The sequence below is a fragment of the Pseudomonas sp. HMWF032 genome, assembly GCF_003060885.1.
Classification (GTDB): Bacteria; Pseudomonadota; Gammaproteobacteria; order Pseudomonadales; family Pseudomonadaceae; genus Aquipseudomonas.
Genome location: NZ_QAIG01000008.1, coordinates 84,637 through 99,893, shown reverse-complemented (window position 1 = coordinate 99,893; position 15,257 = coordinate 84,637). Strand labels below are relative to the sequence as shown.

Sequence of the window (15,257 nt, the reverse complement as noted above, 5' to 3'; positions counted from 1 at the left end):
CATTTCAACCGCCCCGCCGCTGCGCGCATCGAGCATCAACGTGTGCGAGGCATTCGGCTCGGTGCCGGCGGTAATCGCCAGCACACCGTTGGGTTCGTCGTCCTCATAAAGCGAAATGCTGCACTACTTCCTCCGGCCGATGATGCTCAACAGCTTCGACCCACTCTGCAGGCTCAGGTGTGGCGTCTGGGTGGTCAGCTCAGGCACGTCACCGAACAGGTGTGCCCGTTCATGACATAGATGCAGATCAATAGCCGTTAACCGCCCGCGCGCTAGAGTGGGCGGCCCCGTTGGCTGAGCGTTTTCCCATGGCATCGATTCCGCGTTACCCCGAGCTGCTCTCGCCAGCCGGCACCCTGAAAAACATGCGTTATGCCTTCGCCTATGGCGCGGATGCGGTGTATGCCGGGCAGCCGCGCTACAGCCTGCGGGTACGCAACAATGAGTTCGATCACGCCAATCTGGAGGCGGGTATCCGTGAGGCGCATGCCCAGGGCAAGCAGTTCTATGTGGTGGTCAACATCGCGCCGCATAACGCCAAGCTGAAGACCTTTCTGCGTGACCTGCTGCCGGTGGTGCTGATGGGGCCGGATGCACTGATCATGTCCGACCCCGGGTTGATCATGCTGGTGCGCGAACACTTCCCGCAAATGCCGATTCACCTGTCGGTGCAGGCCAATGCGGTGAACTGGGCCAGCGTGCAGTTCTGGCAGCAGCAGGGCTTGAGTCGGGTCATTCTGTCGCGCGAGCTGTCGCTGGAGGAAATTGGCGAAATTCGCCAGCAAGTGCCGGGCATGCAGCTGGAGGTGTTTGTCCACGGCGCGCTGTGCATGGCTTATTCCGGGCGCTGCCTGCTGTCGGGCTATATCAATAAGCGCGACCCCAACCAGGGCAGCTGCACCAATGCCTGTCGCTGGCAGTACCAGGCCACTCCGGCCGGCGAGAACGAGCTGGGTGAGGTGGTGCAGATTGTCGAACCGACCTTAGGCGTGGGGGCGCCGACCGAGCAGCTGTTTCTGCTGGAAGATGCCAGCCGCCCTGGCGAGCAAATGGCTGCCTTTGAGGATGAACACGGTACCTACATCATGAATTCCAAGGACCTGCGCGCGGTGCAGCATGTCGAGCGCCTGGTGCAAATGGGCGTGCATTCGCTGAAAATCGAGGGCCGTACCAAATCCCACTACTACGTGGCGCGCACCGCTCAGGTGTACCGCAAGGCCATTGACGATGCGGTGGCCGGCAGGCCCTTCGACAAATCCCTGATGACGACCCTGGAGTCCCTGGCCCATCGCGGCTACACCGAGGGTTTTCTGCGCCGCCATGTGCACGATGAGTATCAGAACTATGAGCGCGGCAGTTCGGTGTCGGAACAGCAGCAGTTTGTCGGTGAGCTGACCGGCGAGCGGCGTGGTGAGCTGGCTGAAGTGCGGGTGAAAAACCGCTTTGCCGTGGGCGATGGGCTGGAGCTGATGACGCCCCAGGGCAATCTGCGCTTTACCCTGGACCAGCTGGAAAACCGTCAGGGCCAAGCCATGTCAGTCGCTCCGGGCGACGGTCACATGCTGTACCTGCCGGTGCCGCCTGAGGTGCAACTGGAGTACGGCCTGTTGATGCGCGATCTCTAGGGTGCGCCACTACAGCGAGTGCGCGTGCTGCCGTCGACGGTAACCCGTGAGCTGCTGTTCCAGCGCGTGCAGGCTGTCGAGCTGCTGGCTGCGTGCCTTGCTGAACAGAATCAGCGCCAGCTCGGCGGTGGCCAGGGCGTCGGCGCTGGCGTGGTGGCGTTGATGCACCTGCAGGCCGAAATAGCGGGTCCAGTCATCGAGCCCGCCGTGGCGGATGTCGGCCTGTGGGCAGAGCATCGGCGCCAGTTCAGCGACATCGAAGAACCGGTGCTGTAAGCGGTAGTCCAGCGTCTGCTTCAGTGCACGGGCCAACATGCCTTGGTCGAACCCAGCATGAAAGGCCAGCAGCGGGCTGTTACCGACAAACTCCATAAACGTCAGCAAGGCTTGTGCGGGGTCTTCGCCATTGGCGATTTCGCTGGGGGCGATGCCGTGGATCAATGTACTGGCGCTGGCCTGGTGGCCTTCACGGAGCAAGGTGCATTCGAACTGCTGGCTGAGGTCAATTGCGCCGTTGTCGATCACCACCGCGCCAATCGACAGCACCTGATCGCGGCGCATATTCAGACCGCTGGTTTCCAGGTCGAGAACCACGAAGCGCTGCTGCTGCAGCGGACGCTCATCGTGTGTGCGGGGGGCGGCCAGGTTGCCGCGCCGCTCCAGTTGCGCCTGAGTCAGCGCGGGGCCACGCCCGCTAAACCAGGTGAACTTGCTCATAGTTGGTACCTCACAGCCAGGCTGCTCTGCAGCCGCTGCGCCTGGCGGAAAGACTCACGCAGGATGCGCCGGTCGAGGTGGTTGAGGTGGTCAGGGTCAACCCGGTTGGAGTAGGGCTGGCTATTGCGTGCCTGCAGCTGGTGCTGCTGCATCCGTGCCTGCTGAATATAGTGATAAGCCTCTTCATAGGCCGCGCCATCCTGAGTCTCGATCACCCCTTGCTGAATCAGCGCGCGCAGCCGTTCCAGGGTGTTGCAGACGGTCACGCCATGGGCCAGGGCCAGCAGGCGCGCGCCGTCAACGAAGGGCGTCAGGCCCTGCACCTTGAGGTCCAGGGTGTCCTTTTCGGCCCCCTTGCGGGCCACCACGAAATCCCGAAACACGCCCACCGGCGGGCGTTGGCGCAGGGCATTCTCCGCCATCATGCGCTGGAACAGACTATTGTCGGCCACCTGTTGCAGCAGGCCCTGGCGCAGCTGCTCGCAACCCTCGGTTTCGCCCCATACCGCGCGCAGGTCGAAATAGATGCTCGAAGCTAGCAGGTTCTCCGGGGTGGCTTCCTGGACAAAACTGCTGAAACGCCGCGACCACTCCTGACGTGACAGGCACAGCTCGGGGTTGCCGGCCATGATGTTGCCCTTGCACAGGGTAAAGCCACACTGCGCCAGGCGGTGGTTGATCTCCTGGGCCAGCGGTAGCAGGCGCTCGCGAATGGCTGCGGCTTCGGTTGCATCGGCGGCTTCGAACAAAATGCCGTTGTCTTGGTCGGTGTGCAGGGTTTGCTCGCTGCGGCCTTCGCTGCCGAACACCAGCCAGGTGAATGGCACACCGGGGGTGCCCATGTCTTCGAGGGTCAGTTCGATCACCCGGCAGACGGTGTGATCGTTGAACAGGGTGATCAGCTGGGTGATCTGCGTCGAGCTGGCACCGTGGGCGAGCATGCTGTCGACCAGTTGGCGTACATCGCTGCGCAGCGACGCCAGGGTTTCCACCCGCCCGGCATGGCGAATGGTGCGCGCCAGATGCACCAGATCGACCCGCTGCAGGCTGAACAGATCCCGCTCGGAAATCACCCCGCACAGCTGGTCATGCTCAACCAGGCAAACGTGGGCGATATGCCGTTCGGTCATCGCCATCGCCGCATCGAAGGCACTGGCATCCGGGGGGAGATGGAAGGGTGCCTGGGTCATCAGGTCGGCGATAGGTTGTGACAGATCAACACCGTCAGCCACCACGCGGCGCAGGTCGCGCAAGGTGAAGATGCCCAGCGGCTTAAGTGCCGGGTCGGTAATCACAATGCTGCCCACATGCTGTTCATGCATCAGCTTGACGGCGTCGCGCAGTGGCATCTCGGGTGGGCAGCTGATCGGAGTGCGCATCGCCAGTTCACCCAGGCGGGTGTCGAGCGAATACTGCGCCCCGAGGGTTTCCACGGCGCGCATCTGCACTTGTTGATTGACCTGATCGAGCAGGCTGCTCACCCCGCGCAAGGCGAAGTCACGCAATGGGCTGGAGAGTGCAAAGAGTTTGACGAAGGCCGCCTTGTTCAGCAGCAGGCAAAAGGTGTCTTCGGCGGCCAGATGCTCGGTGCGGGTGGCGCGCTCACCAATCAGTGCGGCCAGCGGGAAGCACTCGCCGGTGGTGATTTCAAAGGTGGTTTCGGTGCCGCGCCGCGCTGAATGCGGCCGTTCACCATGGACACGGCCTTGTTTGACGATAAAGAAGTGCTCAACCGGGCCGTCAGTTGGCTTGATGATGGTTTCGCCTGCGCTGTAGAAGCGCAGCTGGCAGTTCTCAACCAGGTAAGCCAGATGCGCCGCGTCCATTTGATTGAACGGCGGAAACTTTTGCAAAAACGCCATGGTGCCGTGGATGTTCTGCAGCACGGCAGTCTTGCCGGCCTGGCTCAAAGCGTCCGCTGTACTCATGGGTGATCTCACCTTTTTGTGAGTATCCATCGTCGGCTGAGCCAGCACGCTGCGCCATTGGACGTAAGTCTAGAGCGCAGTCTCCGCCTGTCGTCGAGCTCTGGTCGGTTAATTGCCAACAATAAAAAACCGCCCAACAGGGCGGTTTTTTATGGGGCTGCAGCTGCGGGTTACAGGCCGTTGGCGGCCTTGAACTCGCGGCGACGGCGGTGCAGAACGGGCTCGGTGTAGCCATTCGGCTGCTTGGCGCCTTCGACGACCAACTCCAGCGCCGCCTGGAAGGCGATGTTGCTGTCGAAGTTAGGTGCCAGCGGACGGTACAGCGGGTCGCTGGCGTTCTGACGGTCAACCACGGGTGCCATACGCTTGAGGCTCGCCACGATCTGCTCTTCGGTGGCAATGCCATGACGCAGCCAGTTGGCCAGCAGTTGGCTGGAGATACGCAGGGTCGCGCGATCTTCCATCAGGCCGACGTCATTGATATCCGGCACCTTGGAGCAGCCCACGCCCTGGTCGATCCAGCGCACCACGTAGCCGAGGATGCCCTGCGAGTTGTTGTCCAGTTCGTTCTGGATTTCCTCGGGTGTCCAGTTGGTGTCTTTGGCCAGCGGAATGCTCAGGATGTCGTCCAGCGACGCGCGCTCACGCGTGGCCAATTCGGCCTGACGGGCGAACACGTCAACCTTGTGGTAGTGCAGGGCGTGCAAAGCAGCGGCGGTCGGCGACGGTACCCAGGCGGTGTTGGCACCGGCCAGTGGGTGCATGATTTTCTGCTCGACCATCGCAGCCATCAGGTCGGGCATGGCCCACATGCCTTTACCAATCTGCGCACGACCTTGCAGGCCGGCGGCCAGGCCGATGTCGACGTTCCAGTTTTCGTAGGCGCTGATCCACTTCTCAGCCTTCATGGCCGCTTTACGCACGACAGCGCCGGCTTCCATGGAGGTGTGGATTTCGTCACCAGTACGGTCGAGGAAGCCGGTGTTGATGAACACCACGCGCTCGCTGGCGGCCTTGATGCAGGCTTTCAGGTTGACGGTGGTGCGGCGCTCTTCGTCCATGATGCCGACTTTGAGTGTGTTGCGCGGCAGGCCAAGAGCGTCTTCAACGCGGCCGAAAATTTCGCTGGTGAAAGCGACTTCTTCCGGGCCGTGCATCTTTGGCTTCACGATGTACACCGAGCCGGTGCGGGTGTTCTTGCGGCGGGTGTTGCCATTCAGGTTGTGGATGGCGATGAGGCTGGTGAACAGGGCGTCCTGAATGCCTTCCGGGATCTCGTTGCCGGCGGCGTCGAGGATGGCCGGGTTGGTCATCAGGTGGCCGACGTTACGCACGAACAGCAGGCTGCGGCCGTGCAGGGTCAGTTCACTACCGTCGGCCTTGGTGTAGACGCGGTCCGGGTTCATGGTGCGGGTGAAGGTCTTGCCGCCTTTGGCGACTTCTTCAGCCAGGTCGCCCTTCATCAGGCCGAGCCAGTTCTTGTAGACCACGACTTTATCGTCGGCATCCACGGCGGCAACGGAATCTTCGCAGTCCATGATGGTGGTCAGCGCGGCTTCCATCAGCACGTCTTTGACGCCGGCGGCGTCGGTTTGGCCGACTGGAGTGCTGGCGTCGATCTGGATTTCGAAATGCAGACCGTTGTGCTTGAGCAATACAGCGGTCGGCGCAGCAGCATCGCCCTGGAAGGCGATGAACTGGGCGACGTTTGTCAGACCGGTGCGGCTGCCGTTTTTCAGTGCAACAGCGAGTTGGCCGTCAACCACGGTGTAGGCGGTGGCATCGACGTGGGAGGCACCTTCCAGCGGTGCGGCTTCATCAAGGAAGGCGCGGGCAAAGGCGATGACCTTGTCACCACGGACTTTGTTGTAACCCTTGCCTTTTTCAGCGCCGCCTTCTTCGCTGATCACGTCAGTGCCGTATAGCGCGTCGTACAGCGAGCCCCAGCGGGCGTTGGAGGCGTTCAGGGCGAAGCGCGCGTTCATCACTGGTACAACCAGCTGCGGACCGGCCAGACGGGCGATTTCTTCGTCGACGTTTTGCGTGGTGGCCTGGAAGTCCGCCGGCTCCGGCAGCAGGTAACCGATTTCTTCGAGGAAGGCTTTGTAGGCTGCCGCGTCATGGGCCTGGCCCGCACGAGCCTGGTGCCAGCCGTCGATCTGCGCCTGAATCGCATCGCGTTTGGCGAGCAGCGCACGGTTTTTCGGGGCCAGGTCATTGATCACCGCTTCGGCACCCGCCCAGAACGTCTCGGCAGCAATGCCGGTACCGGGGATGGCTTCGTTATTCACGAAGTCGAACAGCACTTTGGCAACCTGCAGGCTGCCTACTTGAACGCGTTCAGTCATCACTTGCCTCACTCTGCTCAGCTCTACTCAATAGCCGCGTCGTACATGGGAAATAAATCATGTAGTCCGAGGCGCGGCATACTACATCAAGATCAGGGGAAAATCAGTGGGTGCGCGTCGCTATGCGACCAAGAAGTGCTTTGCAGTCACTACATGTGGCGTTTTGTCGCGATAAATTTTGAATATTGTTTCATATAAATTTAAAAACAGTACACAGTTTATTGTCTGTGTTACTCGCTAACCGGCAGTAGGCTTCTGCCTATACTGCCTCGGCATCGTTATGGAGGGTGTGACTCATGCACATACGGACTGCTACGGCTGCGGATCTGCCGGCGCTCAGCGAGTTGTTTGGCGCTTATCTGGTGTTTTACGAGGTGGCCAAACCGCCGGTAGAGGTTGAGGCGTTTCTCGCTGCGCGCCTGCACCAGGGTGACTCGGTCATTCTGCTGGCCCGCGATGACCAGGGTGTTGCGCTGGGTTTTGTCCAGCTCTACGCCTTCTTCTCCTCGCTGGCTCTGCAGCCGGCCTGGCTGCTCAGTGATCTCTACGTCAGCCCGCAGGTACGCCGGCAGGGCGTCGGCGAGGCGTTGATGAACGCTGCGCGTACGCACGCCGAGGCCACTGGTGCCTGCGGTTTGCAGTTGGAGACGGCAAAGAGCAATCTGCCAGGCCAAGCCCTCTACGAACGCCTGGGCTATGTGCGTGATGAGGTGTTCTATACCTACTGGCTGGCGTTGAAGTGAGCCACGGATAAGGAGTTACATATGGATCATCTGGTATTGACGGTTATTGCCCAGGATCAGCCGGGTCTGGTCGAGCGCATCGCCCAGTGCATCAGTGAACACGGTGGTAACTGGCTGGAGAGTCGCATGTCACGCATGGCCGGGCAGTTCGCCGGGATCCTGCGGGTCGATGTACCGCTGGCTGCACATTCCGGCCTGGTCGCGGCGCTGGAGCAATTGCAGGCCCATGGCATTCGTGTGCAGGTTGCTGCTGGTGGCGCCGAGCCGGCAGTTGCCTGGCAGGCTATTCGCCTGGAGTTGGTGGGCAATGATCGGCCAGGCATCGTGCGTGATATCACCCGTCTGCTGAGCCGTCACGGGGTCAACGTCGAGAGCCTGAACACCGAAGTGGTGCCGACGCCCATGAGTGGTGAGTTGCTGTTCCAGGCTCAGGCCCTGCTGGGCGTACCGCAGAGCCTGAGTCTGGAGCAGTTGCAAACGCATCTGGAAACCCTGGCTGATGATCTGATGGTGGAGCTAAAGCTGCAGGCTGAAGACTAGCAGGCCGTTGAAGACTACCTGCGTTGGCAATACGGCGTTAAAAACAGGCTCGGAATGCTCATTTGCACCAGCAAACTCCGCTTCCTCGCCAGTTTTTGCCTTGTCTTGCCTGCCTCGCCTACGCTTCAACATCCCGCTAGAGCCACTGCTTATCCACGATCGATGTGGATAACTCTGTGCGTAGCATGAGGAGCCCCGGAGCACCGCCTAGTGCCCCGGGGCTTTTTGCTAAGTGCTTATTTTTTAAGCACTTAGTGGCGTGTTGTGCACAAAGGCCGGGGATGCTTCTGTGGATAAGCCGGGGGCAACTGGCTGCAGACCAGCGGCTGCGGGCGCTACAGCTGGCTGGTTGTTTTTTACTCAGTCGGACGTTTGCGCAGGCTTAGCCAGGCATCCACGCTGTAGATCGCCAGCCCCGTCCAGATGCAGATAAACGCCAGCAGCTTGCTCGGGTCGAAATGCTCCCCGAACAGAAAAATCGCCTGCAGCAGCACCAGGGTCGGCGCCAGGTACTGGAGAAAGCCCAGGGTGGTGTAGGGCAGATGGCGGGCGGCTGCGTTGAAACACACCAGCGGCACCAGGGTGATCGGGCCGGCGGCGATCAGCCACAGCGCTTCCGGGGTGCTCCAGAAGTCAGCTTGAGTGCTCATTGCTGCGGGGTGCAGCAACAACCAGCCCAATGCCAGTGGCAGCAGCAACCAGGTTTCCACCACCAGGCCGGGCAGCGCGGCAACCGGCGCCTGTTTGCGGATAATCCCGTAGAAGCCAAAGGTCAGCGCCAGCACCAGGGATACCCAGGGAATACTGCCGACCTGCCACAGCTGCTGCAATACACCCAGCGTGGCCAGGGCCACGGCCAGCCACTGCAGGCGGCGCAAGCGTTCACCGAGAATCAGCATGCCCAGCAGCACGTTCACCAGCGGGTTGATGTAGTAGCCCAGGCTGGCTTCGAGCATGCGCTCGTTATTCACCGCCCACACATACACCAGCCAGTTGCTGGCGATCAGCACACCGCTCAAGGCCAGTACGGCAAAGCGTTTGGGGTTGTTGAGCAGCTCGCGCAGCCAGCCGGGGTGCTTCCATACCAGCAGCAACAACGCGCCGAACAGCGCGGACCAGAGTGCACGATGGACGATGATTTCCAGTGCCGGCACGCTCTGGATGGCTTTGAAATAGAGCGGGAACAGGCCCCAGATGATGTAGGCGGTCAGGCCGAGAATATACCCGCGACGCGGGTTGGCGGTGGCCATGCTGGGTCCTTGCTTAGGCGGCTAACGAGAGGCTTGCGATTCTAGTCGGCGCGGCGCGGGCTTGTCTGGGTGGGCAGGATTTTCTTCAGGCGTAAACCCATCTGCCTGTCACAAAGACGTTACAGCGTCAGGGCCAACTGTAGTGGTCGGCCCTGTGGCCGGGCGCGTTAAAACAGCTTGAGCGGCTCTTCATCCAGCGCCGACAGCTGTTCACGCAGTATCAAAATTTGTTCGCCCCAGTAACGTTCGCTGCCGAACCAGGGGAAACTCATGGGGAAGGCCGGGTCATCCCAGCGGCGTGCCAGCCAGGCGCTGTAATGCATCAGGCGCAAGGCGCGCAGACCCTCGATCAGCGGCAGTTCGCGGGGGTTGAAGTCGTGAAACTCCTGATAACCGTCCATCAGCTCCGACAGTTGGCCGAGGCGCTCATGGCGCTCGCCGGCCAGCATCATCCACAGGTCCTGCACGGCCGGGCCCATGCGGCAGTCGTCGAGGTCGACCATATGGAAGGTGCCGTCGCGGCACAGCAGGTTGCCGGGGTGACAATCGCCGTGTAGGCGGATCGCCTGCACCGGATTGGCGGCGAACAGCACCTCCAGGCGCTTGAGCAGGTCACGCGCCACTGACTCGTAGGCCGGCAGCAAGCTGCGTGGAATAAAGTTACCATCCAGCAGGGTGGCCAGTGAGGCATGGCCGAAGTTGCTCACTTGCAACGCTTCACGGTGAGCAAACGGCTTGAGTGAGCCGACCGCATGCAGGCGGCCAAGCAGTTGGCCGAGGCGGTACAGTTGGTCGAGGTTGCCGGGTTCCGGTGCGCGGCCGCCACGGCGGGGGAACAGGGCGAAGCGAAAGCCCTGGTAACTGAACAGGGTTGCGCCGTCGCGTACCAGGGGCGCTACAACCGGTACTTCGCATTCGGCCAGCTCGAAGCTGAAGCTGTGCTCTTCGCGAATTGCGTCATCCGTCCAGCGATCCGGACGGTAGAACTTGGCGATCAGTGGTGTCTCGTTCTCGATGCCCACCTGATACACGCGGTTTTCATAGCTGTTCAGTGCCAGTACGCGGGCGTCGCTGAGGTAGCCGAGGCTCTCCACGGCATCCAGCACCAGGTCGGGTGTGAGTGCGGCAAATGGATGGGACATGGGTAACTCCAGCAGGTGGGCCGCAAAGTGTACCGCTTAGAGCCTGTCCAAAGTCTGCTGCGCGTCGGCCCTGCTGCGTTAAAAACAGCCTCGGAATGCTCATTTACACCCGTAAATTCTGCTTCCTCGCCGTTTTGACCAGCCGGAGGCTGTTACTACGTAGCGCCTTGCATGGTTCTAGCTCGCGAGCCTTTGAACAGGCTCTTTCCTGCAACTAATTAGTCAGTCGCCTGGCTTTGGTGTGCGCGCCAGGCAGTACACATCAACCCGCGCCGCGCCGGCCTTCTTTAATAGCCGCGCCAGGCTTTCGGCGGTGGCGCCGGTGGTCAGCACATCATCGATCAGTGCCACATGCAGACCGCTGAATGTGCTACCCGGCGCCAGGGCGAAGGCTTTACGCAGGTTGCGTTTACGGGTGGCCGCATCCAGCTGCTGTTGCGCCGGTGTGTCGATCACCCTCTGCAGCCAGTGTGCCTGTTGCGGCAGTTGTAGGCTGGCGCTCAGCCATTCGGCGAGCAGGTCGGACTGGTTAAAGCCGCGCTGGCGTTGACGTTTGTCGGCGAGGGGCACCGGCAGCAGCAGATCGGGGCGCGGCAGCCCTTCATCAAATGCATGCTGTAGATGGTGTGACAAAAGCTCGCCGAGCAGACGTCCTAATGGCCACTTGGCCTGATGCTTGAAACGGGTAATCAGGCTGTCGACGGGGAAGGCGTAACGCCAGGGCACTTCGACTTTGCTAAAACTCGGCTGCTTCTTTAGGCAGGCCCCGCATACCAAGCCTTGGCTGGGCAGCGGCAGGGCACAGACCTGGCAATGCCCGCCAAGCCACGGTAGCTCGGCTTCGCAGCAACTGCAGATGGCCTGGTCGTTGTCTGTGTGTTCATCGCACAGCAAACAGATTTGCTTGCTTTTTAACCAGTTGTAAACCTGGTGTTTTGAGTTGGGTTGACAGCGCATACGCCTTCCATAACTATGCCGAACATCCGTGTCGTGCTTGCTGACTCTAGCAAGCCGCTGCCAATAACAAGGAATATCCGATGAGCGCTACCATCGCCGCCAACCTGCGTCACGACTGGACTCTTAATGAGGTCAAGGCGCTCTTCGAGCAACCGTTCAACGATCTGTTGTTCCAGGCGCAGACCGTGCATCGCGCGCATTTTGACCCGAATCGTGTTCAGGTCTCGACCCTGCTGTCGATCAAGACCGGCGCCTGTCCGGAAGACTGCAAGTACTGCCCGCAGTCCGGCCACTACAACACCGGCCTGGAAAAGGAAAAACTGCTGGAAGTGCAGAAGGTGCTGGAAGCTGCCGCCGAGGCCAAGGCCATCGGTTCTACCCGTTTCTGCATGGGCGCGGCGTGGAAGCACCCGTCGGCCAAGGACATGCCCTATGTGCTGAAAATGGTTGAGGGTGTCAAAGCCCTGGGCCTGGAAACCTGCATGACCCTGGGCAAGCTGGATAAAGAGCAGACTCAGGCCCTGGCGGCTGCCGGCCTCGACTACTACAACCACAATCTGGACACCTCGCCGGAGTTCTACGGCAACATCATCACCACCCGCACCTACGCCGAGCGCCTGGAAACCCTGGCCTATGTGCGTGATTCGGGGATGAAGATCTGCTCCGGCGGCATTCTCGGCATGGGCGAGTCGCTGGACGACCGCGCCGGGTTGTTGATTCAACTGGCCAACCTGCCGGAACATCCGGAGTCGGTGCCGATCAACATGCTGGTGAAAGTCAAAGGCACGCCGCTGGCCGATGAGCAGGATGTCGATCCGTTTGACTTTATCCGCATGCTCGCCGTGGCGCGGATCATGATGCCGCAGTCGCATGTGCGCCTGTCCGCCGGCCGCGAGGCGATGAATGAGCAGATGCAGGCCCTGGCGTTCTTCGCCGGCGCCAACTCGATCTTCTACGGTGAAAAACTGCTGACCACTGCCAACCCGCAAGCCAGCAAAGACATGCAACTGTTCGCCCGCCTCGGCATCAAGCCGGAAGCGCGCGAAGAGCACGCTGATGAAGTGCATCAGGCGGCCATTGAGCAGGCGCTGGTCGAACAGCGCGATTCTAAGCTGTTCTATAACGCAGCGGTCTGATAGCTGTGCTCTGAATAGGTGGGAGGGGCTTTAGCCGCGATCAGGCGCAAGGTCGGTCGCGGCTAGAGTGGATCGTCCCCGGCCTCTCCCACGGTATTGCGTCCTTACTATCCAGGTTGCCTATGTCATTCGACCTTGCCGCCCGCCTCGCCGAGCGCCGCACCGCCAATCTCTACCGTCAGCGGCCCATGCTCGAGTCACCGCAAGGGCCGCTGGTGCAGGTCGATGGTCGGCAGTTGCTGGCCTTCTGTTCCAATGACTACCTCGGTTTGGCCAATCACCCCAAAGTGATCGAAGCCTGGCGCGCCGGCGCGGAGAAATGGGGTGTGGGCGGCGGTGCCTCGCATCTGGTGATCGGTCACAGCACGCCACATCACCAGCTCGAAGAAGCGCTGGCCGAGTTCACCGGAAGACCCCGCGCCTTGCTGTTTTCCACCGGTTATATGGCCAACCTCGGTGCGGTTGCTGCACTGGTCGGGCAGGGCGACTCGGTGCTGGAAGATCGCCTTAACCATGCCTCCCTGTTGGATGCTGGTCTGCTCAGTAGTGCGCGCTTTTCCCGTTACCTGCACAACGATGGCGTCAGCCTGGCCAATCGCTTGCGCAAGGTGAGTGGCAATACCCTGATTGTCACCGACGGCGTGTTCAGTATGGACGGTGATCTGGCCAACCTGCCGTCGCTGTGTGCCGAAGCGCGCCGCGCCAATGCCTGGGTGATGGTCGATGATGCCCATGGTTTCGGCCCGCTGGGCGCCACCGGCGGCGGCATTGTCGAGCACTTCGGCCTGGGCCTGGATGATGTGCAGGTGCTGGTCGGCACCCTGGGCAAGGCCTTCGGCACGGCCGGTGCGTTTGTCGCTGGCAGTGACGATTTGATCGAGGCGCTGGTGCAGTTTGCCCGGCCCTATATCTACACCACCAGCCAGCCGCCGGCGCTGGCCTGTGCCACCCTGCAAAGCCTGGAGCTGCTGCGCAGCGAGCACTGGCGGCGCGAACACCTGAATGCCCTGATCAAGCGCTTTCGCGACGGCGCGCAGGCCATCGGCCTGGAACTGATGGACAGCGCTACGCCGATTCAGCCAATCCTGGTTGGTGACAGCGCGCGCGCTCTGCAGTTGTCGCAGCTGTTGCGTGAACGCGGTCTGTTGGTGACGGCGATTCGTCCGCCCACCGTGCCGACAGGTAGCGCGCGCTTGCGCGTCACGCTGTCCGCCGCGCACAGCCTGGAACAGCTGGAGCTGCTGCTGGAGGCCCTGGCCGAGTGCTGGCCGCTGCTGACGGGTGAGGCGGCCGTACATGCGTGATCGACTGATTCTGCTGCCCGGCTGGGGGCTCGGCACTGCACCCTTGCAGCCGCTGGCCGAGGCTTTGCGCGGCCTCGATCCGCGCCTGCATGTCGAAATAGAGCCATTGTCGCCGCTGGATTCCTGCGATCCGGCCGACTGGCTGGATGAGCTGGATGCCAATCTGCCAAAGGACGCCTGGCTCGGCGGCTGGTCCCTTGGTGGCATGCTCGCCGCCGAACTGGCGGCGCGTCGTGGCGAACGTTGCAGCGGTCTGGTGACCCTGGCCAGCAATCTGCGTTTTGTCGCCGAGCCAAGCTGGTCTGCGGCTATGCCCGCCGAGACGTTTAAGGCTTTCCGTCAGGGCTGCGCCGCTGATGTGTCCGCTACCCTGAAGCGTTTCTCCCTGCTTTGCGCCCAAGGCGCTGCGGATGCCCGTGGCCTGTCGCGGCAGTTGTTCGGCGCGGCTCCGTTGCCGCAGTCCGCCACTCTGTTGGCCGGGCTGGATCTGCTGGCCAACCTGGATACGCGGGCAGCGCTGCAAGCCTTTGTCGGGCCGCAGCTGCACCTGTTCGCCGGCCAGGATGCCCTGGTCCCGGCGAGCGCTGCGCAGGCCTTGCTGGCGCTGTTGCCGGATGTCGAGATCGGCCTGATTGATCACGCCAGCCATGCCTTTGCCTTGGAGCGCCCGCATGAGATTGCGGCGGCGATTCAGGCCTTTCTGCATGAGGCCGGCGATGACTGATCTGGCGCATGACCCACTTGGCGGCCTGCCGGATAAGCGCCAGGTAGCGGCGTCGTTCTCACGTGCGGCTGAAAGCTATGACAGTGTCGCCGCCCTGCAGCGCAATGTCGGCCAGCAGTTGCTGGCGCAGCTGCCTGCAGCGATCAGCCCAGCGCGCTGGCTCGATCTGGGCTGCGGCACCGGTTACTTCAGCCGTGCTTTAGGCGCGCATTTTCCCGTCAGTCAGGGCGTGGCTGTGGACATCGCCGAAGGCATGTTGCAGCACGCTCGGCCGTTGGGCGGCGCACAGCAGTTTATTGCCGGCGATGCCGAACGCTTGCCGCTGCAAAGCGCGTCCTGCGACCTGCTGTTTTCCAGTCTGGCGCTGCAATGGTGTGCGGATTTTTCCGCGGTGCTTGCTGAGGGTGCACGGGTGCTGCGCTCTGGCGGTGTGCTGATGTTTAGCAGCCTGTGTGTTGGCACCCTGCAGGAGTTGCGTGACAGCTGGCTGGCGGTGGATGGCTTTGTGCACGTCAACCGCTTCCGCCGTTTCGAGGATTATCAGCGCCTGTGCGCTGCCAGTGGCTTGACGTGTGTGAGCTTGCAAACCACTCCAGAAGTCCTCTACTACCCGGATGTACGCAGCCTGACCCATGAACTGAAAGCCCTCGGCGCGCATAACCTCAACCCGGGTCGGCCCGGCGGTTTGACCGGACGGGCGCGCATGTTGGCGCTGCTTCAGGCCTATGAGCAATTCCGCCAGCCGCAGGGCCTGCCGGCAACCTATCAGGTGGTGTACGGCGTACTGCGTAAGGATTGAGATCAGCGCGGTTTGTTCTGAGTGCCCCCAGAGCGTCGCCCAAC

Annotated in this window: 13 protein-coding genes; 7 read left to right on the top strand and 6 right to left on the bottom strand. The window is 61.7% G+C overall.

The features are described 5' to 3' along the window. The first annotated feature begins 308 nt into the window (after positions 1 to 308). Complete coding sequence (gene yegQ / locus DBR00_RS12820) at positions 309 to 1,625, top strand: tRNA 5-hydroxyuridine modification protein YegQ (RefSeq protein WP_108490102.1); 1,317 nt, start codon at positions 309 to 311, stop codon at positions 1,623 to 1,625. Positions 1,626 to 1,634: 9 nt separating this feature from the next. Here yegQ and DBR00_RS12815 read toward each other — a convergent pair whose 3' ends face one another. From DBR00_RS12815 to DBR00_RS12805, 3 genes are all read right to left on the bottom strand, one after another. Continuing rightward, positions 1,635 to 2,342 (bottom strand): PolC-type DNA polymerase III, encoded by a 708-nt coding sequence (locus DBR00_RS12815; protein ID WP_108490103.1) that lies wholly within the window; start codon positions 2,340 to 2,342, stop codon positions 1,635 to 1,637. Beyond that, a complete protein-coding gene (locus tag DBR00_RS12810) occupies positions 2,339 to 4,270 on the bottom strand; it encodes a putative nucleotidyltransferase substrate binding domain-containing protein (RefSeq protein WP_108490104.1) in 1,932 nt (643 codons plus the stop codon). Before DBR00_RS12810 ends, DBR00_RS12815 begins: the two co-directional genes overlap by 4 nt. Before the next feature lie 170 nt (positions 4,271 to 4,440). Beyond that, a complete protein-coding gene (locus tag DBR00_RS12805) occupies positions 4,441 to 6,618 on the bottom strand; it encodes a malate synthase G (protein WP_108490105.1) in 2,178 nt (725 codons plus the stop codon). A 296-nt stretch (positions 6,619 to 6,914) separates the two neighbouring features. Here DBR00_RS12805 and DBR00_RS12800 point away from each other — a divergent pair, with 296 nt between their 5' ends. Both DBR00_RS12800 and DBR00_RS12795 read left to right on the top strand, forming a co-directional pair. After that, positions 6,915 to 7,361 (top strand): GNAT family N-acetyltransferase, encoded by a 447-nt coding sequence (locus DBR00_RS12800; protein WP_108490106.1) that lies wholly within the window; start codon positions 6,915 to 6,917, stop codon positions 7,359 to 7,361. A 21-nt stretch (positions 7,362 to 7,382) separates the two neighbouring features. Beyond that, positions 7,383 to 7,901 (top strand): glycine cleavage system protein R, encoded by a 519-nt coding sequence (locus tag DBR00_RS12795; RefSeq protein WP_108490107.1) that lies wholly within the window; start codon positions 7,383 to 7,385, stop codon positions 7,899 to 7,901. Between the two features lie 356 nt (positions 7,902 to 8,257). Here the strand turns inward: DBR00_RS12795 and rarD are convergent, their stop codons facing one another. From rarD to DBR00_RS12780, 3 genes are all read right to left on the bottom strand, one after another. Continuing rightward, a complete protein-coding gene (rarD, locus tag DBR00_RS12790; RefSeq protein ID WP_108490108.1) occupies positions 8,258 to 9,151 on the bottom strand; it encodes an EamA family transporter RarD in 894 nt (297 codons plus the stop codon). A 167-nt stretch (positions 9,152 to 9,318) separates the two neighbouring features. After that, entirely contained in the window at positions 9,319 to 10,293 is a 975-nt protein-coding gene (locus DBR00_RS12785; RefSeq protein ID WP_108490109.1) for a serine/threonine protein kinase, read from the bottom strand. 222 nt (positions 10,294 to 10,515) lie between these two features. Next, positions 10,516 to 11,250: a ComF family protein gene (locus DBR00_RS12780; protein WP_108490110.1), complete on the bottom strand. Its 735-nt coding sequence runs from the start codon at positions 11,248 to 11,250 to the stop codon at positions 10,516 to 10,518. An 80-nt stretch (positions 11,251 to 11,330) separates the two neighbouring features. On the opposite strand from DBR00_RS12780, the gene bioB reads away from it, so the two are divergent. The 4 genes from bioB (at position 11,331) to bioC (ending at position 15,213) form a co-directional block, all read left to right on the top strand. Next, a complete protein-coding gene (bioB, locus tag DBR00_RS12775) occupies positions 11,331 to 12,386 on the top strand; it encodes a biotin synthase BioB (protein ID WP_108490111.1) in 1,056 nt (351 codons plus the stop codon). A 122-nt stretch (positions 12,387 to 12,508) separates the two neighbouring features. Then, entirely contained in the window at positions 12,509 to 13,690 is a 1,182-nt protein-coding gene (gene bioF / locus DBR00_RS12770; protein WP_108490112.1) for an 8-amino-7-oxononanoate synthase, read from the top strand. Next, on the top strand, positions 13,683 to 14,414 hold the full coding sequence (locus DBR00_RS12765) for an alpha/beta fold hydrolase (RefSeq protein ID WP_108490113.1): 732 nt from the start codon (positions 13,683 to 13,685) through the stop codon (positions 14,412 to 14,414). The genes bioF and DBR00_RS12765 overlap by 8 nt, the downstream gene beginning before the upstream one ends. Further along, on the top strand, positions 14,407 to 15,213 hold the full coding sequence (gene bioC, locus DBR00_RS12760; protein ID WP_108490114.1) for a malonyl-ACP O-methyltransferase BioC: 807 nt from the start codon (positions 14,407 to 14,409) through the stop codon (positions 15,211 to 15,213). Before DBR00_RS12765 ends, bioC begins: the two co-directional genes overlap by 8 nt. Positions 15,214 to 15,257: the final 44 nt, after the last annotated feature.

Bases quoted from the DNA above. Each gene is read 5' to 3' on its own strand.
- yegQ (WP_108490102.1), top strand. From the start codon at position 309: ATGGCATCGATTCCGCGTTACCCCGAGCTGCTCTCGCCAGCCGGCACC.
- DBR00_RS12815 (WP_108490103.1), bottom strand. From the start codon at position 2,342: ATGAGCAAGTTCACCTGGTTTAGCGGGCGTGGCCCCGCGCTGACTCAG.
- DBR00_RS12810 (WP_108490104.1), bottom strand. From the start codon at position 4,270: ATGAGTACAGCGGACGCTTTGAGCCAGGCCGGCAAGACTGCCGTGCTG.
- DBR00_RS12805 (WP_108490105.1), bottom strand. From the start codon at position 6,618: ATGACTGAACGCGTTCAAGTAGGCAGCCTGCAGGTTGCCAAAGTGCTG.
- DBR00_RS12800 (WP_108490106.1), top strand. From the start codon at position 6,915: ATGCACATACGGACTGCTACGGCTGCGGATCTGCCGGCGCTCAGCGAG.
- DBR00_RS12795 (WP_108490107.1), top strand. From the start codon at position 7,383: ATGGATCATCTGGTATTGACGGTTATTGCCCAGGATCAGCCGGGTCTG.
- rarD (WP_108490108.1), bottom strand. From the start codon at position 9,151: ATGGCCACCGCCAACCCGCGTCGCGGGTATATTCTCGGCCTGACCGCC.
- DBR00_RS12785 (WP_108490109.1), bottom strand. From the start codon at position 10,293: ATGTCCCATCCATTTGCCGCACTCACACCCGACCTGGTGCTGGATGCC.
- DBR00_RS12780 (WP_108490110.1), bottom strand. From the start codon at position 11,250: ATGCGCTGTCAACCCAACTCAAAACACCAGGTTTACAACTGGTTAAAA.
- bioB (WP_108490111.1), top strand. From the start codon at position 11,331: ATGAGCGCTACCATCGCCGCCAACCTGCGTCACGACTGGACTCTTAAT.
- bioF (WP_108490112.1), top strand. From the start codon at position 12,509: ATGTCATTCGACCTTGCCGCCCGCCTCGCCGAGCGCCGCACCGCCAAT.
- DBR00_RS12765 (WP_108490113.1), top strand. From the start codon at position 13,683: ATGCGTGATCGACTGATTCTGCTGCCCGGCTGGGGGCTCGGCACTGCA.
- bioC (WP_108490114.1), top strand. From the start codon at position 14,407: ATGACTGATCTGGCGCATGACCCACTTGGCGGCCTGCCGGATAAGCGC.